The 17,816-nt window shown below is 68.2% G+C and carries 20 protein-coding genes; 5 read left to right on the forward strand and 15 right to left on the reverse strand.

Going from position 1 to position 17,816, the window contains the following annotated elements; genetic code table 11:
* Positions 1-17: 17 nt before the first annotated feature.
* The 15 genes from ACYVKQ_RS11200 to ACYVKQ_RS11270 form a co-directional block, all read right to left on the reverse strand.
* On the reverse strand, positions 18-1,199 hold the full coding sequence (locus ACYVKQ_RS11200; RefSeq protein ID WP_460578252.1) for a beta-ketoacyl-[acyl-carrier-protein] synthase family protein: 1,182 nt from the start codon (positions 1,197-1,199) through the stop codon (positions 18-20).
* Positions 1,196-2,497: an aspartate aminotransferase family protein gene (gene bioA / locus ACYVKQ_RS11205; RefSeq protein ID WP_460578253.1), complete on the reverse strand. Its 1,302-nt coding sequence runs from the start codon at positions 2,495-2,497 to the stop codon at positions 1,196-1,198. The genes ACYVKQ_RS11200 and bioA overlap by 4 nt, the downstream gene beginning before the upstream one ends.
* A 75-nt stretch (positions 2,498-2,572) precedes the next feature.
* Positions 2,573-3,250 carry a dethiobiotin synthase gene (gene bioD, locus ACYVKQ_RS11210; protein WP_460578254.1) on the reverse strand — a complete coding sequence of 226 codons (678 nt, stop codon included), beginning with the start codon at positions 3,248-3,250 and terminating at the stop codon, positions 2,573-2,575.
* Entirely contained in the window at positions 3,213-4,373 is a 1,161-nt protein-coding gene (locus ACYVKQ_RS11215) for an aminotransferase class I/II-fold pyridoxal phosphate-dependent enzyme (protein ID WP_460578255.1), read from the reverse strand. The genes bioD and ACYVKQ_RS11215 overlap by 38 nt, the downstream gene beginning before the upstream one ends.
* Positions 4,373-4,972, reverse strand: coding sequence for a hypothetical protein (locus ACYVKQ_RS11220; RefSeq protein ID WP_460578256.1), 600 nt, complete (start codon positions 4,970-4,972; stop codon positions 4,373-4,375). The genes ACYVKQ_RS11215 and ACYVKQ_RS11220 overlap by 1 nt, the downstream gene beginning before the upstream one ends.
* Positions 4,973-4,975: 3 nt before the next feature.
* Positions 4,976-5,239: a hypothetical protein gene (locus ACYVKQ_RS11225; protein ID WP_460578257.1), complete on the reverse strand. Its 264-nt coding sequence runs from the start codon at positions 5,237-5,239 to the stop codon at positions 4,976-4,978.
* 67 nt (positions 5,240-5,306) lie between these two features.
* The gene (gene bioB, locus ACYVKQ_RS11230) at positions 5,307-6,302 is read right to left on the reverse strand and encodes a biotin synthase (RefSeq protein ID WP_460578258.1); all 996 of its coding nucleotides are present in this window, start codon (positions 6,300-6,302) and stop codon (positions 5,307-5,309) included.
* A gap of 225 nt (positions 6,303-6,527) precedes the next feature.
* The gene (locus ACYVKQ_RS11235; protein ID WP_460578259.1) at positions 6,528-6,710 is read right to left on the reverse strand and encodes a hypothetical protein; all 183 of its coding nucleotides are present in this window, start codon (positions 6,708-6,710) and stop codon (positions 6,528-6,530) included.
* Positions 6,711-6,728: 18 nt separating this feature from the next.
* Positions 6,729-7,133, reverse strand: coding sequence for a hypothetical protein (locus tag ACYVKQ_RS11240; RefSeq protein WP_460578260.1), 405 nt, complete (start codon positions 7,131-7,133; stop codon positions 6,729-6,731).
* Positions 7,134-7,190: 57 nt separating this feature from the next.
* Positions 7,191-8,240, reverse strand: a complete 1,050-nt coding sequence (rluF, locus tag ACYVKQ_RS11245) for a pseudouridine synthase (RefSeq protein WP_460578261.1) — start codon at positions 8,238-8,240, stop codon at positions 7,191-7,193.
* Between the two features lie 27 nt (positions 8,241-8,267).
* Positions 8,268-8,672, reverse strand: a complete 405-nt coding sequence (locus ACYVKQ_RS11250; protein WP_460578262.1) for a hypothetical protein — start codon at positions 8,670-8,672, stop codon at positions 8,268-8,270.
* A gap of 44 nt (positions 8,673-8,716) precedes the next feature.
* Positions 8,717-9,790, reverse strand: coding sequence for an alpha/beta hydrolase family protein (locus ACYVKQ_RS11255; RefSeq protein ID WP_460578263.1), 1,074 nt, complete (start codon positions 9,788-9,790; stop codon positions 8,717-8,719).
* Positions 9,791-9,907: 117 nt separating this feature from the next.
* Positions 9,908-10,972, reverse strand: a complete 1,065-nt coding sequence (locus tag ACYVKQ_RS11260) for a serine hydrolase domain-containing protein (protein WP_460578264.1) — start codon at positions 10,970-10,972, stop codon at positions 9,908-9,910.
* 114 nt (positions 10,973-11,086) lie between these two features.
* Positions 11,087-11,821, reverse strand: a complete 735-nt coding sequence (locus ACYVKQ_RS11265) for a YebC/PmpR family DNA-binding transcriptional regulator (protein ID WP_460578265.1) — start codon at positions 11,819-11,821, stop codon at positions 11,087-11,089.
* A gap of 168 nt (positions 11,822-11,989) precedes the next feature.
* Positions 11,990-12,475 carry a hypothetical protein gene (locus ACYVKQ_RS11270; RefSeq protein ID WP_460578266.1) on the reverse strand — a complete coding sequence of 162 codons (486 nt, stop codon included), beginning with the start codon at positions 12,473-12,475 and terminating at the stop codon, positions 11,990-11,992.
* Positions 12,476-12,591: 116 nt separating this feature from the next.
* On the opposite strand from ACYVKQ_RS11270, the gene ACYVKQ_RS11275 reads away from it, so the two are divergent.
* From ACYVKQ_RS11275 to ACYVKQ_RS11295, 5 genes are all read left to right on the forward strand, one after another.
* The gene (locus ACYVKQ_RS11275) at positions 12,592-13,503 is read left to right on the forward strand and encodes an arginase family protein (protein WP_460578267.1); all 912 of its coding nucleotides are present in this window, start codon (positions 12,592-12,594) and stop codon (positions 13,501-13,503) included.
* Positions 13,504-13,647: 144 nt separating this feature from the next.
* Positions 13,648-14,790 carry a TlpA family protein disulfide reductase gene (locus ACYVKQ_RS11280; RefSeq protein ID WP_460578268.1) on the forward strand — a complete coding sequence of 381 codons (1,143 nt, stop codon included), beginning with the start codon at positions 13,648-13,650 and terminating at the stop codon, positions 14,788-14,790.
* Positions 14,791-14,813: 23 nt separating this feature from the next.
* Entirely contained in the window at positions 14,814-15,995 is a 1,182-nt protein-coding gene (locus ACYVKQ_RS11285; protein WP_460578269.1) for a sensor histidine kinase, read from the forward strand.
* A 54-nt stretch (positions 15,996-16,049) separates the two neighbouring features.
* Positions 16,050-16,802: a LytR/AlgR family response regulator transcription factor gene (locus tag ACYVKQ_RS11290; protein WP_460578270.1), complete on the forward strand. Its 753-nt coding sequence runs from the start codon at positions 16,050-16,052 to the stop codon at positions 16,800-16,802.
* A gap of 95 nt (positions 16,803-16,897) precedes the next feature.
* On the forward strand, positions 16,898-17,707 hold the full coding sequence (locus ACYVKQ_RS11295; protein ID WP_460578271.1) for a DUF4097 family beta strand repeat-containing protein: 810 nt from the start codon (positions 16,898-16,900) through the stop codon (positions 17,705-17,707).
* Positions 17,708-17,816 lie beyond the last annotated feature (109 nt).

The following is a 17,816-nucleotide window of genomic DNA, read 5'->3' on the forward strand; positions in this document are numbered from 1 at the left end:
GCGCACGTCAAAAGTCCCTACCTCCCAGCCACCGATACCAAAGCGCTGGCCGCGTTGCCACCGAAGCCGGCTGCATTCACCAGCACCCGCCGGATGCGAGGCGGGGCCGGTCGCTCGTTCAGCCACGAGGCAAAAGGCAGCGGCGGCGGCATTTGCTGCGCACGGAGCGTGTGCAGGGCCAAATCGAGGCTGAGCGCGGCGGAAGCGCCCAGGGTGTGGCCCAGCTGCCATTTATTGGAAGCGCAGGCCGGATGCTCGGCGCCGAATACCTGCTGCACGGCGGCCCGCTCGGCCGCGTCGCCGGCGCGGGTACCGGGGCTGTGGAGCACCAGCAGGTCCACGTCGGTGGGCGGGCAGCCGGCCAGGTGCAGCGCCTGCCGCATGGCCTGCTGAAAGTGCTGCCCGTCGCGGGAAAGGCCGGTTTTGGTGCCCGTCGCCTCGAAGCCAAAGCCCACGCTTTCGAGGAGCAACTCGCCTGGGCGCACCGCGGCGGCGGGCACGGCTTCCAGCGCCAGCACCGCCGCGCCTTCGCCCAACACGAAGGTAGAAGCCCCGCCCGCGCCTGGTCGGCAGGGCCAGTCGGTGGCGGGCCGCGCGGAGTAAATGCCGATGGCCTGCATCTGGGCCAGGGTGAAGGCCGTCAGCGGGGCTTCGGTGCCCCCGGCGAGGTAGCGCGTGGCCAGGCCGGCGCGCAGCCAGGCCACGGCGTTGCCCAGGGCCTGCAGGGCCGTGCTGCAGGTGCTGGAGTGGCTGATGGCCCCGGCCGTAGCGCCCGCGTGGTCGGCTACCCAGCTGGCCACGTTGCCCAGGGTGGTGAGCGGGGAGGCTGCCGGTGGCGCTTCGCCGTGGGTCAGAAACGCTGCGTGAAAGGTTTCCAGCCGCTCCGTCGCGCCGCGCGAGGAGCCCAGGCTGACGGCCAGCGGCCGCGGGTCGGCAGGCTGCCAGCCCGCCTCCGCCACGGCCTGCTCGGCGGCCAGCAGGGCCAGGAGCACGCTGCGGTCGAGGGCGCGGTAGGCCGGGCGGCGCTGGCGCAAGGCGGCCACGGCTGCTTCGGCCGCGGGCGGCAGCGCCGCGACGGGCAGCCCCGAGGGCGCGGCCGTGCGGAAGGAGGGACCAGCGGCCGGCTCGGCGCCGCGCAGCCCGCCGGCCGATACGCTGCCCCAGCCGCGGATAACGATGTGCGGGTACTCGGGGCTCATGCAGCGGGCGCGGGCGCGGCGCGCAAGGTCAGCTCGCGCAGCTCGTCAAGTACCGTGTACACCTGCTGCAGCTCGGCGTCGCTGATGCAGTAGGGCGGGAGCGTGTAAATGATGTTGCCTAGGGGCCGCAGCAACACCCCGCGGCTCAGGGCGTGCGCGTAGAGCGTGTCGCGCAGGCGGCTGAAGTAGCCGGTGCCCTCGCCGGGGACGGCCAGCTCCACGGCCAGCATGGTGCCCAGGGTGCGGCACTCGCGCACCCCCGGCTGGCCGTGCAGGCGCGCCGCGTACGCCGCGTGCGCCGCGGCAATGCGCTGGCGGTTGGCCTGGCTTTCGGGGCTGAGCAGCAGCTCCAGGCTGGCCAGGCCGGCGGCGCAGGCTATGGGGTTGGCCGTGTAGGAATGGCCGTGGAACAGCGTTTTCAGCCGGTCTTCGCTCAGGAAAGCCTCGTAGATGGCCGCCGAGCAGGTGGTCAGGCCCAGCGCCATGGTGCCGCCGGTCAGGCCCTTGGAAAAGCACATCAGATCGGGCTGCTCCTGCAGGTACAGGCTGGCGAAGAGCCGGCCGGTGCGCCCGAAGCCCGTCAGCACTTCATCGGCAATGGCGAGCGTGCCGTGCTGCCGGCACAGGCGCAGCAGCTCATCCAGCACATCCGGCGCGTACGTGACCATGCCGGCGGTGCCCAGCAGCAGCGGCTCGAAGATGAACGCGGCTACCTCCCCGCCCGCCAGCAAGGCCGCAGCCTGAGCCAGCACTTCGGCTTCGCGGCCGGGCACGGGCACGTCCAGGTAATCCACTTCAAACAGCAGCTGGGCGAAGGGCGCGGTGAAGGCGCCCCGGCTGCTCACGCTCATGGCCCCGAAGGTGTCGCCGTGGTATGAGTCGCGGAAGGCGAGGATGCGCGGGCGCGGCCGGCCGAGGTTGTGGTGGTACTGCAGGGCCATTTTCAGCGCTACCTCCACGGCCGTCGAGCCGTTGTCGGAGTAAAACGCTTTCTGCTGGTTGGTGGGCAGCAGGCGCAGCACGCCTTCGGCCAGGGCCACGGCGGGCTCGTGGGTGAAGCCAGCGAAGATGACGTGCTCCAGCGTGGTGAGCTGCTGGTGCACGCGGGCCGCGATGTGCGGGTGGGCGTGGCCGTGCAGGTTGGTCCACCACGAGGCAATGGCGTCGAGGTAGCGGCGGCCGTCGTCGGCCTGCAGCCAGGCGCCTTCGCCGCGCACCACGGCAATGGGGGCCGGTGCCTGTTGCATTTGGGTATACGGGTGCCAGATGACCTGCTGGTCGCGTTCGGCTAGGGTCATGTCGGGAAAGAAGAAGTGCGAAGCGCGGCGCCCGCAGTCGGGGCCGCGCCGGAGTTGCGAAACCTGTTTGGCGGGCTACTTGTTGGGTTGCGGCGCCAAATCGGCCAGGGCTACCTGCTGGGCGTAGGCTTCCACCACGGCCGGGGTCAGGGCCGGTTCGGGGCGCAGCCGCAGCAGCACGGGGGCGCTGGTGTAGGCCCGGATGGCCTCCTCGGTGATGGGGTCGTCGGGGCCGTTGAAGACGAGGCCGCGCACCGCAATGCCACGCTGCCGCAGCACCTCCAGCGTGAGCAGGGTGTGGTTGATGGAGCCCAGATAGTGCCGGCTGACCACCACCACGCCCAGGCCGAGCTGCTGCACCAGGTCGGCCACGAGCAGGCCGGGCGCCAGCGGCACCAGCAGCCCGCCGGCGCCTTCCACCACAAGGTGGTTGTGCGTGGCGGGCAAGGCAAAGTCGCTGGCCTGGATGCGCACGCCCTCGGCCGCGGCGGCGCGGTGCGGGGAGGCCGGCATCTGCAGCCGGTGCCGCTCGGGGTGAAAGCCGCTGCCGGAGTGCGTCACCAGGCGGCGCACTTCGTCGGAGTCGGTATGGTCGAGGCCGCCGGCCTGCACGGGCTTCCAGTAGTCGGCGCCGAGGGCCTGGGTGAACACGGCCGCGGCCACGGTTTTGCCCACGTCGGTGCCGATGCCGGTCACAAACAACCGCTGGGGGTGCTCAGGCCAGCGCGAAACGGAGGGCGGAAATGAGGTCATCGATTTCGGATTCGGTGTTGAAACTATGCACGATTACGCGCAGGCACTGCTGCCCCGCCGGCACGGTGGGCGGCACGATGGCGCGCACGTCGAAGCCCGCGGCCTGCACGGCGGCGGCCAGCTGCCGCACCTGCGCCGGGGTATAATCGGGCAGCCGCAGGGGCAGGATCACCCGGCTCTCGGCGGGCACCTGCAGGCCCGGTACCCGGCTGAGCTGCCGCTGCAGGTAGGCCGAGAGGCCGAAGACCCGTTGCCGGGCCTCGTGCAGCCCCGGCAGCCGCTCGTACGCCGCCCGCAGCGCCGCCAGCGTGTAGGCCGGCGCGGCGGTGGTGTAGATAAAGGGCCGGCTGAAATTCAGCAGGTAGTCGCGCAGCACTGCTGCGCCCAGCACCGCCGCACCGTGCCCGCCCAGGGCCTTGCCGAAGGTTACCACGCGGGCCAGCACCTGATCGTCGAGGCCCAACGCCGTCACCAGACCTTCGCCGCGCGGGCCGTACAGGCCCACGCTGTGGGCTTCGTCGACCACCAACTGCGCTCCGGCCTGCCGGCACACGGCGGCCAGCGCGCCGAGCGGGGCCGCGTCGCCGCCCATGGAGTACACGGCCTCCACGGCCACGAACACGGCGGCCCCCGCCGGCAGGGCCAGGCGCGCCAGCCGGCGCTCAAGGTCGGCCGCGTCGTTGTGGCGGAAGCTGTAGGCCGTGGCAAAGGAGGCGCGGATGCCGTCCTTGACCGAGGCGTGCGAGGCCTCGTCGTAGAGAATCACGTCGCCGCGCCCGGGCACGGCTCCGAAGAAGCCGTGGTTGGCGGCGTAGCCCGAAGTGAAGAGCAGCGCGGCCTCGGCGTGGTGAAAGGCCGCCAGCTGCGCCTCCAGCGCCTCAGCCGCCGCGGAGTTGCCGGTGAGCAGGCGCGCGCCGGTGCTGCCGGCCAGTGGCTGTTCACCGGCGGCTGCTTGCTGCACGGCGGCGCGCAGGGCCGGGTGCCGGGCCAGGCCGAGGTAGTCGTTGGAGCTGAAGTCTACCAGGTTCGCGGGGGGCAGCGCCAGGCGGCGGCGCGTGCCGGCCAGCTCCCGCTGGTGGAGCTGCCGGGCCAGGCGGTCGAGCAGGGGGGATGCGGCGGGCATTACTTTTTCTTGGCGGCGGGCAGGTCGAACTGGCGGGGCAGGCCCAGCGAGTCAGGCTGCCAGCCCAGGGCGGTGCGCGCTTCCTGGCGGACGCTGGTTTCCATCACTTGCTCGTTGAGCATGCCCAGGCCGGCCACGTGCACGATGGGTTGCGGAATGCCGTCTTCGTACAGGATGTACGTGCGGCGGCCCAACCAGTACCAGGTGTTCGGCACGTTGGCCGGGCGCGGCGGGCCGTAGCGGCGCGTCAGCATCTGCTGTACCCGCCGGGTTTTTTGTTCGCTTTTCGGCAGCAGGTACGTCGCCCCGATGTAGCGCCCGCCCCGAAACCAGAAACTAGCGTCGGCCCGCTGCCGGCACAGCGTGACGGTATCGGCTTTCGGGGCGTAGAGGCGGGTGTGGCGCCAGCGTTTGCCGAAGCCGCTGCTGGTGGGCCGCAGCCAAGGCACGCTGCCCTCCGCCGCGCCGAGGCGGATGCCGTGCACCGTGTAGGCAGAATCCAGGCCGGCCAGGCCGGGCGTAGCCAGCGTCTGCGCCGCCGCGGGGCCGCGCAGCGCCAGACCCAGCAGCCCGGCCACGACGAGCTTCAGCCGCTGCATGTGCTAGGCCTGAAACCGGGCCACCGACAGCCACACCGAGCCATCCTGCCCGAAGGTGCGGGCCGTGATGACCATCCACTCCGAATCGACTTCCACCCGGTCGCCGACGCCGGGCAGCACGCCGTGGCGCTGAAACACGAGGTTGACGGCCGCCCCGATCTTGTCTTCCAGCTCGCCGATTTCCTCCTGCGCTACCAGTGGCTCGTACTGCGCCCGCAGCGCTTCGGCGAACGTATGGTCCAAGTTGAGTTCGAAATGGATGGTCATAATGATTGAAGGGAAAGGATGAATAGGAATTCGTGCGGGGCTGGCCCGGGCCAGCCCCGCACAAACACTAGTTGATGGCCGCCAGCACCGTCGCGCCTTCGGGTACCTGATTTTTGAAGGCCTGCCGGGGCTTGAGGCCCAGCAGCGCAAACATTTCCCGGTCGGCGTCGAAGTCGGGATTGGGCGTGGTCAGCAGCTTCTCGCCGGAGAAGATGGAGTTGGCGCCGGCCAGGAAGCACAGGGCCTGCTCCGTCACCGGCATTTCCTGGCGGCCGGCCGAGAGGCGCACCATGGTCTGCGGCATCAGGATGCGGGCCGTGGCAATCATGCGCAGCATTTCCCACACGCTCACGCGGGGCTGCTCGGCCAGCGGCGTGCCCTCCACCGGCACCAGCGCATTCACCGGCACCGACTCGGGGTGGGCGGGCAGGGTGGCCAGCGTGTGCAGCATCTTCACGCGGTCCTCGTCCGTCTCGCCCAGGCCGATGATGCCGCCCGAGCAAACGGAAATGCCCGCCTTACGCACGTGCTCCAGGGTGCTGAGCCGGTCGTCGTAGGTGCGGGTGGTGATGATGTTGCTGTAGTGGTCCTCGCTCGTGTCGAGGTTGTGGTTGTAGGCGTAGAGGCCGGCTTCCTTCAGGCGCTCGGCCTGGTACTCGTTGAGCATGCCCAAGGTGCAGCACACCTCCAGGCCGAGGTTGTTGACCTCGGTGACCATGCCGAGCACCCGGTCGAAGTCGCGGTTGTCGCGCACCTCGCGCCAGGCGGCACCCATGCAGAAGCGGGTAGAGCCGGAGTCCTTGGCGCGCTGCGCGGCGGCCAGCACTTCCGCGTCGGGCAGCAGTTTGTGGGCCTGCACGCCGGTGTGGTAGCGGGCGGCCTGGGGGCAATAGGCGCAGTCTTCGGGGCAGCCGCCGGTTTTCACCGAGAGCAGCGTGCACACCTGCACCTCGCCGGTGGTCTGGTGCTGGCGGTGTACCTCGCTGGCCTGGGCCACGAGTTCCAGCACGGGTTGGTGGTAAAGGGCGTGTACTTCGGCTAGCGTCCAGTCGGTGCGGAGCATAGGAGACGGTGGGAGAGTGGTTGTGGGGAATGATGGCGCCGTTCGCGGCCACGAAAACGGCCCGCCGAAGCCGTAGCAGGCGACTTTGGCGGGTCGAAGGTAGGTGGTCGGCGCGATTCGGAAGATCAAGGCCAGGGCCGCGGGCGGCTGCTTGGTTGCTAACTCTCACCGGCTCAGCAGGAAATGCCGCGTGCCGTCCGGGCGGTGCCGGCGGCGCTGCCCGGCTCAGGGCTGTTCGTCGGGCATCTCCACGTTGTGAAAGATAAGCAGGTCGCCCAGGTCGCCCAAGGGCACCGGCAGCGCCTGCCGGTGCACCCGGATTTCCGGGGCCGTAGCCGGTTCGAACGGTTCGTCGTAGTCGTGGCGGACGCGGCAATCCAGAATTACCTCGTCGGCCGCAAACGTCACATTGGGAGCCGGGTGGCCCTAGTACAGCGCTTCGCGGGCCTGCGTTAGTCGCTTCCAGTAGATAATGTCCGACAACTCGCCGCAGCACTGCGGAAACAAGGCGTTGCGGCCATCGAGGCGCAGCACATAGCCCCCGTAAAGGGAGGGTGTTTCGGCCAGCAGCCATTCGCCGCTGAAGCAGCCGGCCAAGTGGTCGGCCAGCACCTTCTGGAGGTTGCCCTGCCCGATGTCGACGGCGCGGTAAAAGTGCAGGCCGGGCGCATACGGCCGCAGCGGCTCCGGGAAGCCGGTCAGCGCGGGCGAAGGGGCGGCGTACTCGTCCCAGGCCGCCGCGTGCTGCTTACGCGGGTACAGCGCGGGCGCGGGCAACTCCTGGCTGTAGTAGCCGATGTCCAGCACTGGGATAAGCTCTACTGCTTGCATCGCACAGAAAACACGGTACTTCCTCGGTAAGACCCGGTCTTAGCCGGCCCCGCCCGATCAGCGGGTGCGGCCCCGGCCGCCGCCAGTATTGCTGCGGCCCGAGCGGGCGGCAGGCTTGCTGCCCGCGCTGCGCGGGGACTTGCCGGCGGGTTTCCCGGCGGCCGGTTTGCCCGCGGGCCGGGGCCGGCTGCCCGTGCCGGGCGTAGCGGTGGCGCCCGGCGCGGCGGCTTTGGGCTTTCCCGTGCCAGGCCGGTGCCGGCCCTTGGCCTGGGCTTCGGCGCCATAGGTTTTGGGCCGCGGCTTGGCCTCTTTGGGGCGCGGGGCTTCGCTGAGCCATTCCTCGCTGGCCATCTGCTGGGGCGTTTTGGTGCGCTTCGGGCGCCGGCCGCTGACCGTACCGCTGGAGTGCTCGATGGCCTTAAAGACGCCGTCCAGCTCTTTCTCCGTCAGCTCGCGCCAGTCGCCCACGCCCAGGCCCTTCAGGGTGATGTTCATCACGCGCCAGCGCTCCAGCTGCACCACCTCGTAGCCGAAAAACTCGCACATGCGGCGTATCTGCCGGTTCAGGCCCTGCACCAGGATGATGCGGAAGATGTAGTCGGTTTCCTTGTGCACCTCGCACTTGCGGGTGACGGTGCCGAGCATGGGCACGCCGTTGCGCATGCCCTCCAGAAACTCCTCGCGGATGGGCTTGTCCACCATCACGATGTACTCCTTCTCGTGCTCGTTGCCGGCGCGCAGGATCTTGTTGACGATGTCGCCGTTGGACGTCAGCAGGATCAGGCCCTGCGAGTCCTTGTCGAGGCGGCCAATGGGGAAGATGCGCTCCGAGTGCTTGATATAACGGATGATGTTGTCCTTCACGCCCCGCTCGGTGGTGGTGGTGATGCCCGGCGGCTTGTTGAAGGCAATGTAGATGGCGTCTTCGGCGGCGCGCGGCTCGATGCGGTTGCCGTTGACCACCACTTTGTCGGTGGGCTCCACCTGCGTGCCCACGTCGGCGCGCTTGCCGTTCACGAACACCACGCCCTGCTCGATGAAGCGGTCGGCTTCGCGGCGCGAGCAAAGGCCGCTTTCGCTGATGTATTTGTTGAGGCGGGTGGACATGTCGGGTGGAAAAGCTATGGCGCGTGCTTAGGGCAGCACGCCCCAGTTGTTGTGGTACGGCTGCAAAGGTCCATGATTTATCGTTTCCCGACGGTCAGCCCGCCCGTAGCTGGCGCCATAAAAGCGGGGTAAATCGGCTAAAATATCGGCGCCGCGTAAAATAAAGTAGTCCGGACCGTGACCTACGGGGTTCAAGTACAGGAAAAAATATACGGTATCAGGTTCTAGTTTGTCGGAGTGCAAGGTGAAGCAATTGGGCTTCTGCCGTAGGGTTTTCACACTGACTCCACAGGTTTGTCCACTAGCCTCGTTGCGGATGAACAGATCCACCGATTTAGCATTGCCTAGCGTCACGGCTACTTGAAAATTGCGTTTCAGTAGCTCCGCTGCCACGAAGTATTCACCTGAGAGGCCGACAAGTTGTTTGTCCACGGTTTATAAAAAACTGAGTTAAGGAATAGGTTCCTGATGCGGCCCTACAGCTGCACTTTCTTCTGCCCCGCGTCCACGCCCTTGATGAACTTGATCAGCCCGCGCATGTAGGTCTGCTGGTCGTCGTAGAAGCTCATGTGGGAGCCGCGGGGGCAAATTAGCGCCGTGCCGTTTTGCACCTTCTGGGCCACCATGCGCATGTGCTCGGGGTCCATGGTGTCGTGCTTGCCGCCGATGCTGAGCACCGGTACCGCGAGTTTGGGCAGGTCGGCGGTACGGTCCCAGCGCAGCAGCTTGCCGGCTACGCCAAACTCGCTGGGGCCCTGCATGGTCACGTACAGGCTCTGGTTCATCTTGGCGAAGGAGCGGTTTACCGGCTCGGGCCAGCGGTCCAGCGGCAGGCGCAGGATGTGCTCCACGTAGAAGTTGGGCAGCAGCAGCTCCATGTAGCGCGGGTTCTGGAAATCCTTACGGGCTTCGATCTGGCGGATTTCGCGCAGCACCTCAGGCTTGAGCTGCGGAGCCAGCACCTGCTCGGCGTACTTGCCGTAGGCCGGCACGCTCATCATCATGTTCGAGATGACAAGGCCCTTGAGGTGCTGCTGGTACTTCAGGGCGTACTCGGCCGCCAGGATGCCGCCCCAGCTGTGGCCCAGCAGGTAGAAGTTGTCCTGGTCGAGCTTCAGGGCCTGGCGCACCTGCTCCACCTCCTCCACGTAGCGCGGCAGGCTCCACATGCTGGTGTCCTTGGGGGTGTCGGAGTTGCCGCAGCCGAGCTGGTCGTAGTAGATGAACTCGATGCCCTCCTGCGGCAGGAAGCTTTCCAGGCACTCGAAGTACTCGTGCGTGGCGCCGGGGCCGCCGTTGAGTAGCAGCAGCCGGATGCGCGGGTTGTGGCCGAAGCGCTTGGTCCACACCTTGAATGTGCCCTTGGGCGTGGTTATCGGTATCATCTGCACGCCCCCGTCCTTGACGCGGGCCGTGTCGCCGGCGAAGTAGGCGGCGGGGATGGTAGCGGCGCCGCTGGTTGCGGTTTCCTCGCGTTGCTGGGTGCAGGAAACAGTGGACAAACCCGCCAGCAACATGCCGGCCGCAAGCAAAGTAGAAGCGTGCTTCATGACGAGGAAAAAACTGGAGACGGATGTACGCACCGGCACTTGGCCGGTGCGCTAAACCTAGTCATATTTCACGCGTGGCCCCACGCCACGCCGAGCCCGTAAAGTTGGGGAACGGACCTACTGCTCCTCCGCCAGCCACTGGGTAGTGTGGTACTCCCCGGGGCCTATAAACAGGCGCAGCACATCGTCGGTGAGCTTGAGCCCGTTGGCGCCGTTGGTGAAAAAGACCAGGCTGGTTTTCTGCGCCGGAAAGGCCATGAAAAAGGCTTTAAAGTCGCCGTTGTCGCCCCAGTGCCACAGGGCCGGGCCTGCGCTGGTGGTGGCTTGGCCGATGCCGTAGCCCCAGGCAATGTGGGCGTCGGTGGGGGTGGAGCGCTGGCCGCAGCGGTTGGCCGGGTTGGCGGCCGCGGTGAGCAGCTGGGCAGTGGCGGGCTTGAGACCTTGGCCGAGCATCAGAGCCTGCACAAACCGGCTGTAGTCGGTGGCGGTGGTGAGCAGGCTGAAGCCGGCGTTGGCTTCGGCAAACCGCCGGATTTCCGTGGGCTTGCCGGCTTGGTTGTGGCCGTAGCTGGCGTTGCGCCCAAAGGCCACGCGCCATACGTAGCTGCTGCCGGCCATGCCCAGTGGCCCGAATACCTCTTCCTGCGCCAGCGTTTGCAACGGCTTGCCGGTGAGGTGCTCCAGGGTTTTCTGCAGAAACACGAAGCCCTCCCCCGAGTAATTCCAGCAGCTGTCGGGCGCGTGCTTCAGCTGCAGCGCCGACGTTTCCCAGGTAGCTCCAAGCGGGTTTTCGGCCCAGTTGGGCAGGCCGGAGGTATGTGTTAGCACCATGCGGGCAGAAATGGCAGCGGCCCGCGGTTGGGTGCGCAGGCGTGGGTAGCTGTAGTAGCTCAGCAGCGACTGGTCGAGGTTGATGATGCCCCGGTCGTGCAGGCGCAGGGTGAGGTAGGCCAGCACCACTTTGCTCAACGACGCGGCCTGGAAAGTGGTAGTGGCGTCCACTGCCGCCTGGTTTCCCGCTTGACGCACGCCTGCGCTGTAAACTTTCACCACGGTGCCACGGGTGTACACCACTTGCAGGCCCGGCACGCTGGCTTTTTGCAGCAAAGCAGTTAGTTCCTGCTGCTGGGCCGCGGCAACAAACGCGGTAAAGCAGAGCAGGGCGGCAAGGGCCAATCTCATTCGGACAAACGAAAACAAGGTACAACGCGCTAAAACGGGGACAAGGTATAACCAAACGCGGGCCGCCCCGGTGTGGAGCGGCCCGCGTTTGGTTTTGCAGCAAAAGCCGGGAACCTAGCCCAGCGTGTGGTACACGGCCTGCACGTCGTCGTCGTCCTCGAACTTCTCGATCAGGTTCATCACCTCTTCCAGCTGCTCGCCTTCCAGGTGCACCGTCGTGTTCGGAATGCGCTGCAGCTGAGCGCTGATGACGTTCAGCCCTTTCTGCTCCAGGGCTTTCTGCATCTGACCGAAGTCGGTGAAGGCCGTTTCGACCACGATGTAGTGCTTCTCGTGGCCGTGCTCGTCTTCCTCGGAGTCTTCGTAGATGTCCTCGGCGCCGAAGTCAATCAACTCCAGCTCCAGCTCGTCGCGGTCGAGGCCTTCGGCGGCCAGCTTGAACACGCCCTTGCGGGTGAAGGTGAAGTCCGACGAGCCGGCCGTGCCCAGGGCGCCGTTGCCGCGGTTGAAGTACATGCGCACGTTAGCCACGGTGCGGGTGGGGTTGTCGGTGGCCGTTTCCACCACGATGGCCACCCCGTGCGGAGCGTAGCCCTCGTACACCACCTCGGTGTAGTTGCCCTCTTCCTTGGAGGAAGCGCGCTTGATGGCGGCTTCCACGCGGTCCTTGGGCATGTTCACGCCCTTGGCGTTCTGGATGGCGGTGCGCAGGCGCGAGTTCGTGTCGGGGTTGGCGCCGCCTTCCTTCACGGCAATGACGATTTCGCGGCCGATGCGGGTGAAATCCTTCGACATCCGGTCCCAGCGCTTCATTTTGCGGCCTTTGCGGAATTCAAATGCGCGTCCCATCTATAGTGAAATGGTGAAATGGTGATTTAGTACGTTGACAGCGGGCCAGCCGAGGGGGCGGCTGCCAAAGGGGCCGCAAGTTAGCCGAAAGCCGGACCAAGGGCAACCCCAGGCGGCAGCCACAGTCCGCGCAGCAGGCGGGCTTCCTTTCCCCGGCCCGGCGTGGGCTCAGCGGGCGGCCTGCAGGGTGTAGACGCTGCGGTTGCCGGCGGGAAATCCAATGATAGTAATGAGCAGCGTGCCTTTTTTTGGGTCGAAGCGGAAGGTGCCGTTGTCGGTGCGCTCCTGGCCCTGCCGCACGTAGCGGAAGCTGATTTGGTCGCCCTGAAACGTGAACTGCCCGCTGCGGTCGAACGAGGTGGGCGTGGCGCCGCCCAGGCGCAGGTGCTGCTCGTAGGTGCCGTCGGGGCGCAGCGTGAGCGTGCCGCCCACGCCTTCGGCCGCAATGGGCTCGGGGCCGTTGCTCTGGTCGAAGATGGTGAACGAGGTGTAGGTGTACGTGGCAAAGAAGCTGGCCGTGGACGCCCGGGCGGGGGCCGGTTTGGCGGCGCGGGGCGCGGTGGCGCGGGCGGCGGAGCGCTGCTGGGCCACGGCAACCGGGCCCAGCAGGCAAAGGGCCAGCAGCAGGCCGCTCAACAACAAACGATAAAGCATAGGGCAGAAGGCGCGCCGTACAGCCGGACGCGCTCCGAAAGTTACGGCGCGCCGCGTTTGCAGGCCGCCCGCGCATCTGCTTGCTTTGCCGGCGCACCCACATGATGCGCCCCGCCATGCCCACTTTCCTGCGCGAACTGATCCGCCCCGCCGCCGAGTTGCCCGACGCCGACGTCTGCCTCGTGGGCCTGCCCCTCGACCACGGCACCGTGCTCGAAGGCGGCCGCGCCGGGGCCGTGGGCGCCCCGGCCGCCATCCGCCGCGAGCTGCGCCGCTACCACAAAACCTACAACCTGGAGCACCACGTGCGCCTCGACGCGCTGCGCATCGCCGACGCGGGCGACATCCTCGACCCCGGCCAGCCCTACGACCACGCCCGCCACCACCAGCGCATCCGCGAGCGGGTAGGCGAGCTGCTCGGCCGGTATCGGCGCGTGGTGGTGCTCGGCGGCTCCCACGACGGCACCTTCAGCACGGTGCGCGGCCTCGTCGACGCCACCGGCGGCCAGCCCGTGGGCGGCATCAACCTCGACGCGCACGCCGACGTGAAGGACCGCCCCGACCTGGGCAGCGGCACGCCCTACGGCAAGCTGCTGCGGCAGGGCTTCGTGAGCGGCGCGCGCTTCACGGAAATCGGGCTGCACTCCAACCTGAATACCTGGGACGACATCGATTTCCTCCACCAGCAGCAGGCCACCGTGGTGCCGCTGGCCCACGTGCAGCAGGATGGCATGCCGCTGTACATGGAGCGGGCCCTGCGCCGGGCGGCCGCCGAAGGCCCGGCCTTCGTCTCCTTCGATGCCGACGCGGTGGCCCAGGCCTTTGCGCCCGCCGTATCGGCCCCCAGCGCCGACGGGCTGACGCCGCGGCAGGCCACGGAAGCCGCTTTTCTGGCCGGCCAGCGCGAAAACGTGCGTCTCTTCGAAGTGGTGGAGTTCAACCCCGTGCTCGACCGCGACTTCATGACGGCCCGGCTGGCGGCTACCATCCTTACGGCCTACCTGACGGGCGTAGCGGCCTCGGGCTAACGCTCGTACCCCGCGCCGTTCCGGCGCGGAATCTGGTTGTCGGCCGGGGCCGCCGTTGGGCGAAGCCCGCCGCGGCTGGCCGGTTCGTTGTTGGGCGGGCCCGTTGGCAGGTCTTGCTTTGGGAGCAGTGTCATCCCTGCGCCTATGGTTCATTCGCTGACTTTTTCCCGATTTGCCCGGCGCGCGTTTGCCGCCGGCCTGCTGGCGTGGGCCGGGGCCTGGGGTAGCCCGACGGCCGCGCAGTCGCCGGCGCCGTCCGCCGGGGCCGCGAAGCGCCAGGGCTACGAGCTGCGCGGGCAGCTAAGCCATGCCGCGCCCGGCACCCGCGTGCTGCTGACCGAGCTAAGCCCCCAGGCGCCGGGGCGCCTGGACTCGGCCGTCACCGATGCGCAGGGCCGCTTCCGGCTGCGGGGCCGGGTGGCGGAAGCGGCGGTGTACGCGCTCCGCTTGCCCGAACAGCCCGAGCCGGTGCCGGTGGCACTGGGCCCCGGGGCGCGCGTGCAGTTCGCGGCCGATGCCCGGCAGCCGCTGGCTACGGCCCGGCAAACCGGCACGGCCGACGCGCAGCTGCTGCAGGCCCTGCAGGCGGTGCTCCAGCGGCACCGCCAACGCACGCAGGAGCTGATTCGGCAGAACGAGCAGCGCTCCGAACCCTGGAACGCGGCCTGGGGCGAGCGGCTGACCGACACCAAGCACCTGATTCGGCGGCACCCGGCCTCGTGGGTGGCGGCTTACGCGCTGGTCGACCTGAGCGGCTACTCCCGCGAGGAGTCGTTTCTGGATTCGGCCACCGCGCACTTTGCCGCGGCGCTGCCGGCCAGCCGCTACACCCGGGCGCTGCTGGCGCGCCGCGCCGCCCGGCAGGTCACGGCCGTCGGGCGGGTGGCGCCCGACCTCGTCCTGCCCGGCCCCGATGGACAGCCGGTGGCCCTGGCGTCCTTGCGCGGGCGCTACGTGCTGCTCGATTTCTGGGCCTCGTGGTGCAAGCCCTGCCGGGCCGAAAACCCAGCCATGGTGCGGCTCTACCAGCAATACCACGCCCGCGGGTTCGAGATGTACGCCGTTTCCCTTGACGATTCGCGCGAGCAGTGGCTCAAGGCCATTGCCGCCGATCAGCTGCCCTGGGTTCAGGTGTCGGACCTGCAGGGCTTCCGCAGCCCCAGTGTCGAGGTGTACGATGCCCGCGCCGTCCCGCTCACGGTGCTGCTTGATCCGCAGGGGCGCGTGGTGGCCAAAGACCTGCGCGGCCAGGAGCTGGCGGCCAAATTAGCCACCTTGATTCCCTAATTTGCCGGTTCACGCTGCTGCTCATGCTGACCGCATCACCCGCCCCGCCGCCCGCTGCGCCTTCGGCGGCGGCGCCTCCCGCCGTGCCCAACGCCGGGACGCTGGCCGCGCCGGGCCCGGTTCCGCAGCTGCCGGCCGAGCAGCCCGCGGGGCTGACCGGGCGGGGGCTGCTGGCCATGGCCGGGTTCTACGTGGGGTTCGCCGTGTTTTACGCCTGCACCATTGCCTACACCGTGCAGGAAGTGCAGCCCGGCGCTTACGCCGACTACCTGCGGCGGGTGCTGCTGTTCGACTACCCGCTCAAGGCGCTGTGGACGCTGCCCGTGTGGTGGCTGCTGTTCCGAACCCGGCTGGAGCGGGCTTCGTGGCCGCGCAAGCTGCTGGCGCACCTGGTGCTGGGGCCGCTGTGGGTGGCGGCGTGGTTTGGGAGCTACTACGGCCTGCTTCACCTGCTCGGCGAGGGCACCATGAGCGGCAACGGCCGGGTCTGGGACGTCTACATTCCGGCCCTGTTTTACGGCGTGCAGTTTGGCGTGCTGCACGTCCAGCGCTTCGTGCAGCAGCTGCGCCACCGCACCGAGCTGACGCGGCGGCTGCAGGCGCAGGCCCACACCAGCCAGCTGGCCGCGCTCAAGGCCCAGATCAACCCGCATTTTTTCTTCAACACGCTCAACTCCATCAGCGCCTCGGTTCCGCCCGAGCTGGAGAGTACCCGCGAGCTGATTGCCCGCCTCGCCCATACCTTCCGCTTTGCCCTGGACGCCTCCCGCCACGAGCGGCTGCCCCTGGGCGACGAGCTGGCGTTTCTGCGCAGCTACCTGGAGCTGGAGCAGGCGCGGTTTGGGTCCCGCCTGCAGGTTAGGTTCGAAGTGGACGAAGCCCTGCTGGCCGTGCCCGTGCCGCCCATGCTGATCCAGCCCCTGGTGGAAAACGCGGTGCGCCACGGCGTGGCCCCCCTGGTGGCGGGCAGCCAGGTGGTGGTGGTGGTGCAGGGCCTGGCGGGTGCGCAGCTGCGGGTGAGCGTGACCGACCAGGGCGCAGGCCTGCCCCCGGACCGGGATTCGCTGGAGGCGCTGCTGGCCGCCGCGCCCGGCGTGGGGCTGCGCAACACGCACCAGCGGCTGCTGGCCCTGGGCGGTCCGGGCCTGCGCCTGGAGCCGCAGCGGCCACACGGCCTGCGGGTATCCTTTGTGCTGCCGATATAGTGCCCGGTACCGCGTCGGTGCCGGGTAGCTACACGTTACCTCCCCTTACCGCGCATGAACACCCTGATCATCGACGACGAAGCCCCGGCCCGCACCATCGTGCGCCAGTACCTGGCCGGGTTTCCCCAGGTCCACGTCGTGGGCGAGTGCGCCGATGGGCTGACGGCCGTGGCGCAGATCGAGGCCCTGCGCCCGGACTTGGTTTTTCTGGACGTACAAATGCCGGGTCTCACCGGGTTTGAGGTGCTGGCCCGGCTGCCGGAAGTGCCGCGCGTCGTTTTTTCCACGGCCTACGACCAGTACGCGCTGCAGGCCTTCGAAGCCGGAGCCGTTGATTACCTGCTCAAGCCCTACGACCGGGCCCGCTTCCGGCAGGCCGTGGAGCGGGTGTTGCAGCGCCCCGCCGCGGCGCCCGACGCGGCCATGCAGCGTTTGCTGCAGCGCCTCGACGAAGCGCGCCCCGCCGCCGCGCCGGCCGTGTTTCCGCCGCGGCTGTTCGTGCCCCAAGGCGCACGGCTGGTGGCCGTGCCCGTCGATACCATTCGGTGGGTGGAAGCCGCTGGCGACTACGCCACGCTGCATACCGCCACCGGGCAGCACCTGAGCAACCTCGGCATTTCGGCGCTGCAGGAGCGGCTCGATCCGCAGCGGTTTCTGCGCATCCACCGCTCGGTACTGGTGGCCCTCGACGCCGTGCGCGAGCTGGAGCGCGACGGGAACGGGGGCTACTACGCCACCCTGGACGGGGGCAAAGTGGTGCGCGTCAGCCGCACCCACGCCGACGCGCTGCGGTCCTTGTTGGGGTAGAAATATTATCTACGAAAATTTTCGTTGTATGTGCATCCTCTGATATTCGGCGCTTGTCAGTGGGGCATCCTTTCATTCCAACCCCCTTTCACGCTATGAAACGCATGTTCACCGCCCTGCTGCTCAGCACCGCTTCCCTGGCCGCCGCGGCCCAATCGGCTCCCGCCTTTACGTCAACTTGTGAGGAAGGCCGCTGGGGCAGCTCCGAGCAGAAGCGCTACTGCGAAACCCGCGACCTGACGCTGCCGGCCATCAAATCGGGCAAGCTGACGGTGGACGCGCTGCGCAACGGGGGCATCACGGTGAAGGGCTACAGCGGCGCCGACATCCGGGTGCGGGCCAAAGTGCAGGCCTGGTCCAGGGACGAAGCCACGGCCAAAGCCCAGGTGGCGGGCATCAAGATCAGCACCGAGGGCAACACCCTGCGCGCGACCGGCTCCGACGGCAGCGGCAACGAGGGCTACGCTGTGAGCTACGAAATCTTCGTGCCCGAAAAAACCGCGCTGGCGCTGACCACCCACAACGGCGGCATTCACCTGGAGAACCTGCGCGGGCCCGTCACCTTCGCGGCCCACAACGGCGGCGTAAGCATCACCGGCGCCGGCGGCGACATGAAGGGCCGTACCGAAAACGGCGGGCTGAGCATCACGCTCACCGGCTCCCAATGGGACGGCCCCGGCCTCGACGTGGCCACCACCAACGGCGGCATCACCTGGAAGGTGCCCGCCGATTATTCGGCTCAGCTCTTCACCAGCACCCAGCACGGCCCCATCAACACCGACTTCCCCACCAAGGTGCAGGGCACCATCGGCCGCGAAGTATCGGTGGCGCTGGGCAAGGGCGGCGCCCCCGTAAAAGCCGTCACCACCAACGGCGGCGTGCGGGTGGGCCGCGTCGGCAAGTAATTTGTCGTATCTTCCAAATCCGCTCCCACAAACAAGTTCGGGCCGCTCCTGCATCAGCAAGGGCGGCCCGTAGTTTTTATCCCTGGTGGGTGCAAACCCAGCGCCTGCC

This window comes from Hymenobacter coalescens (assembly GCF_054783195.1).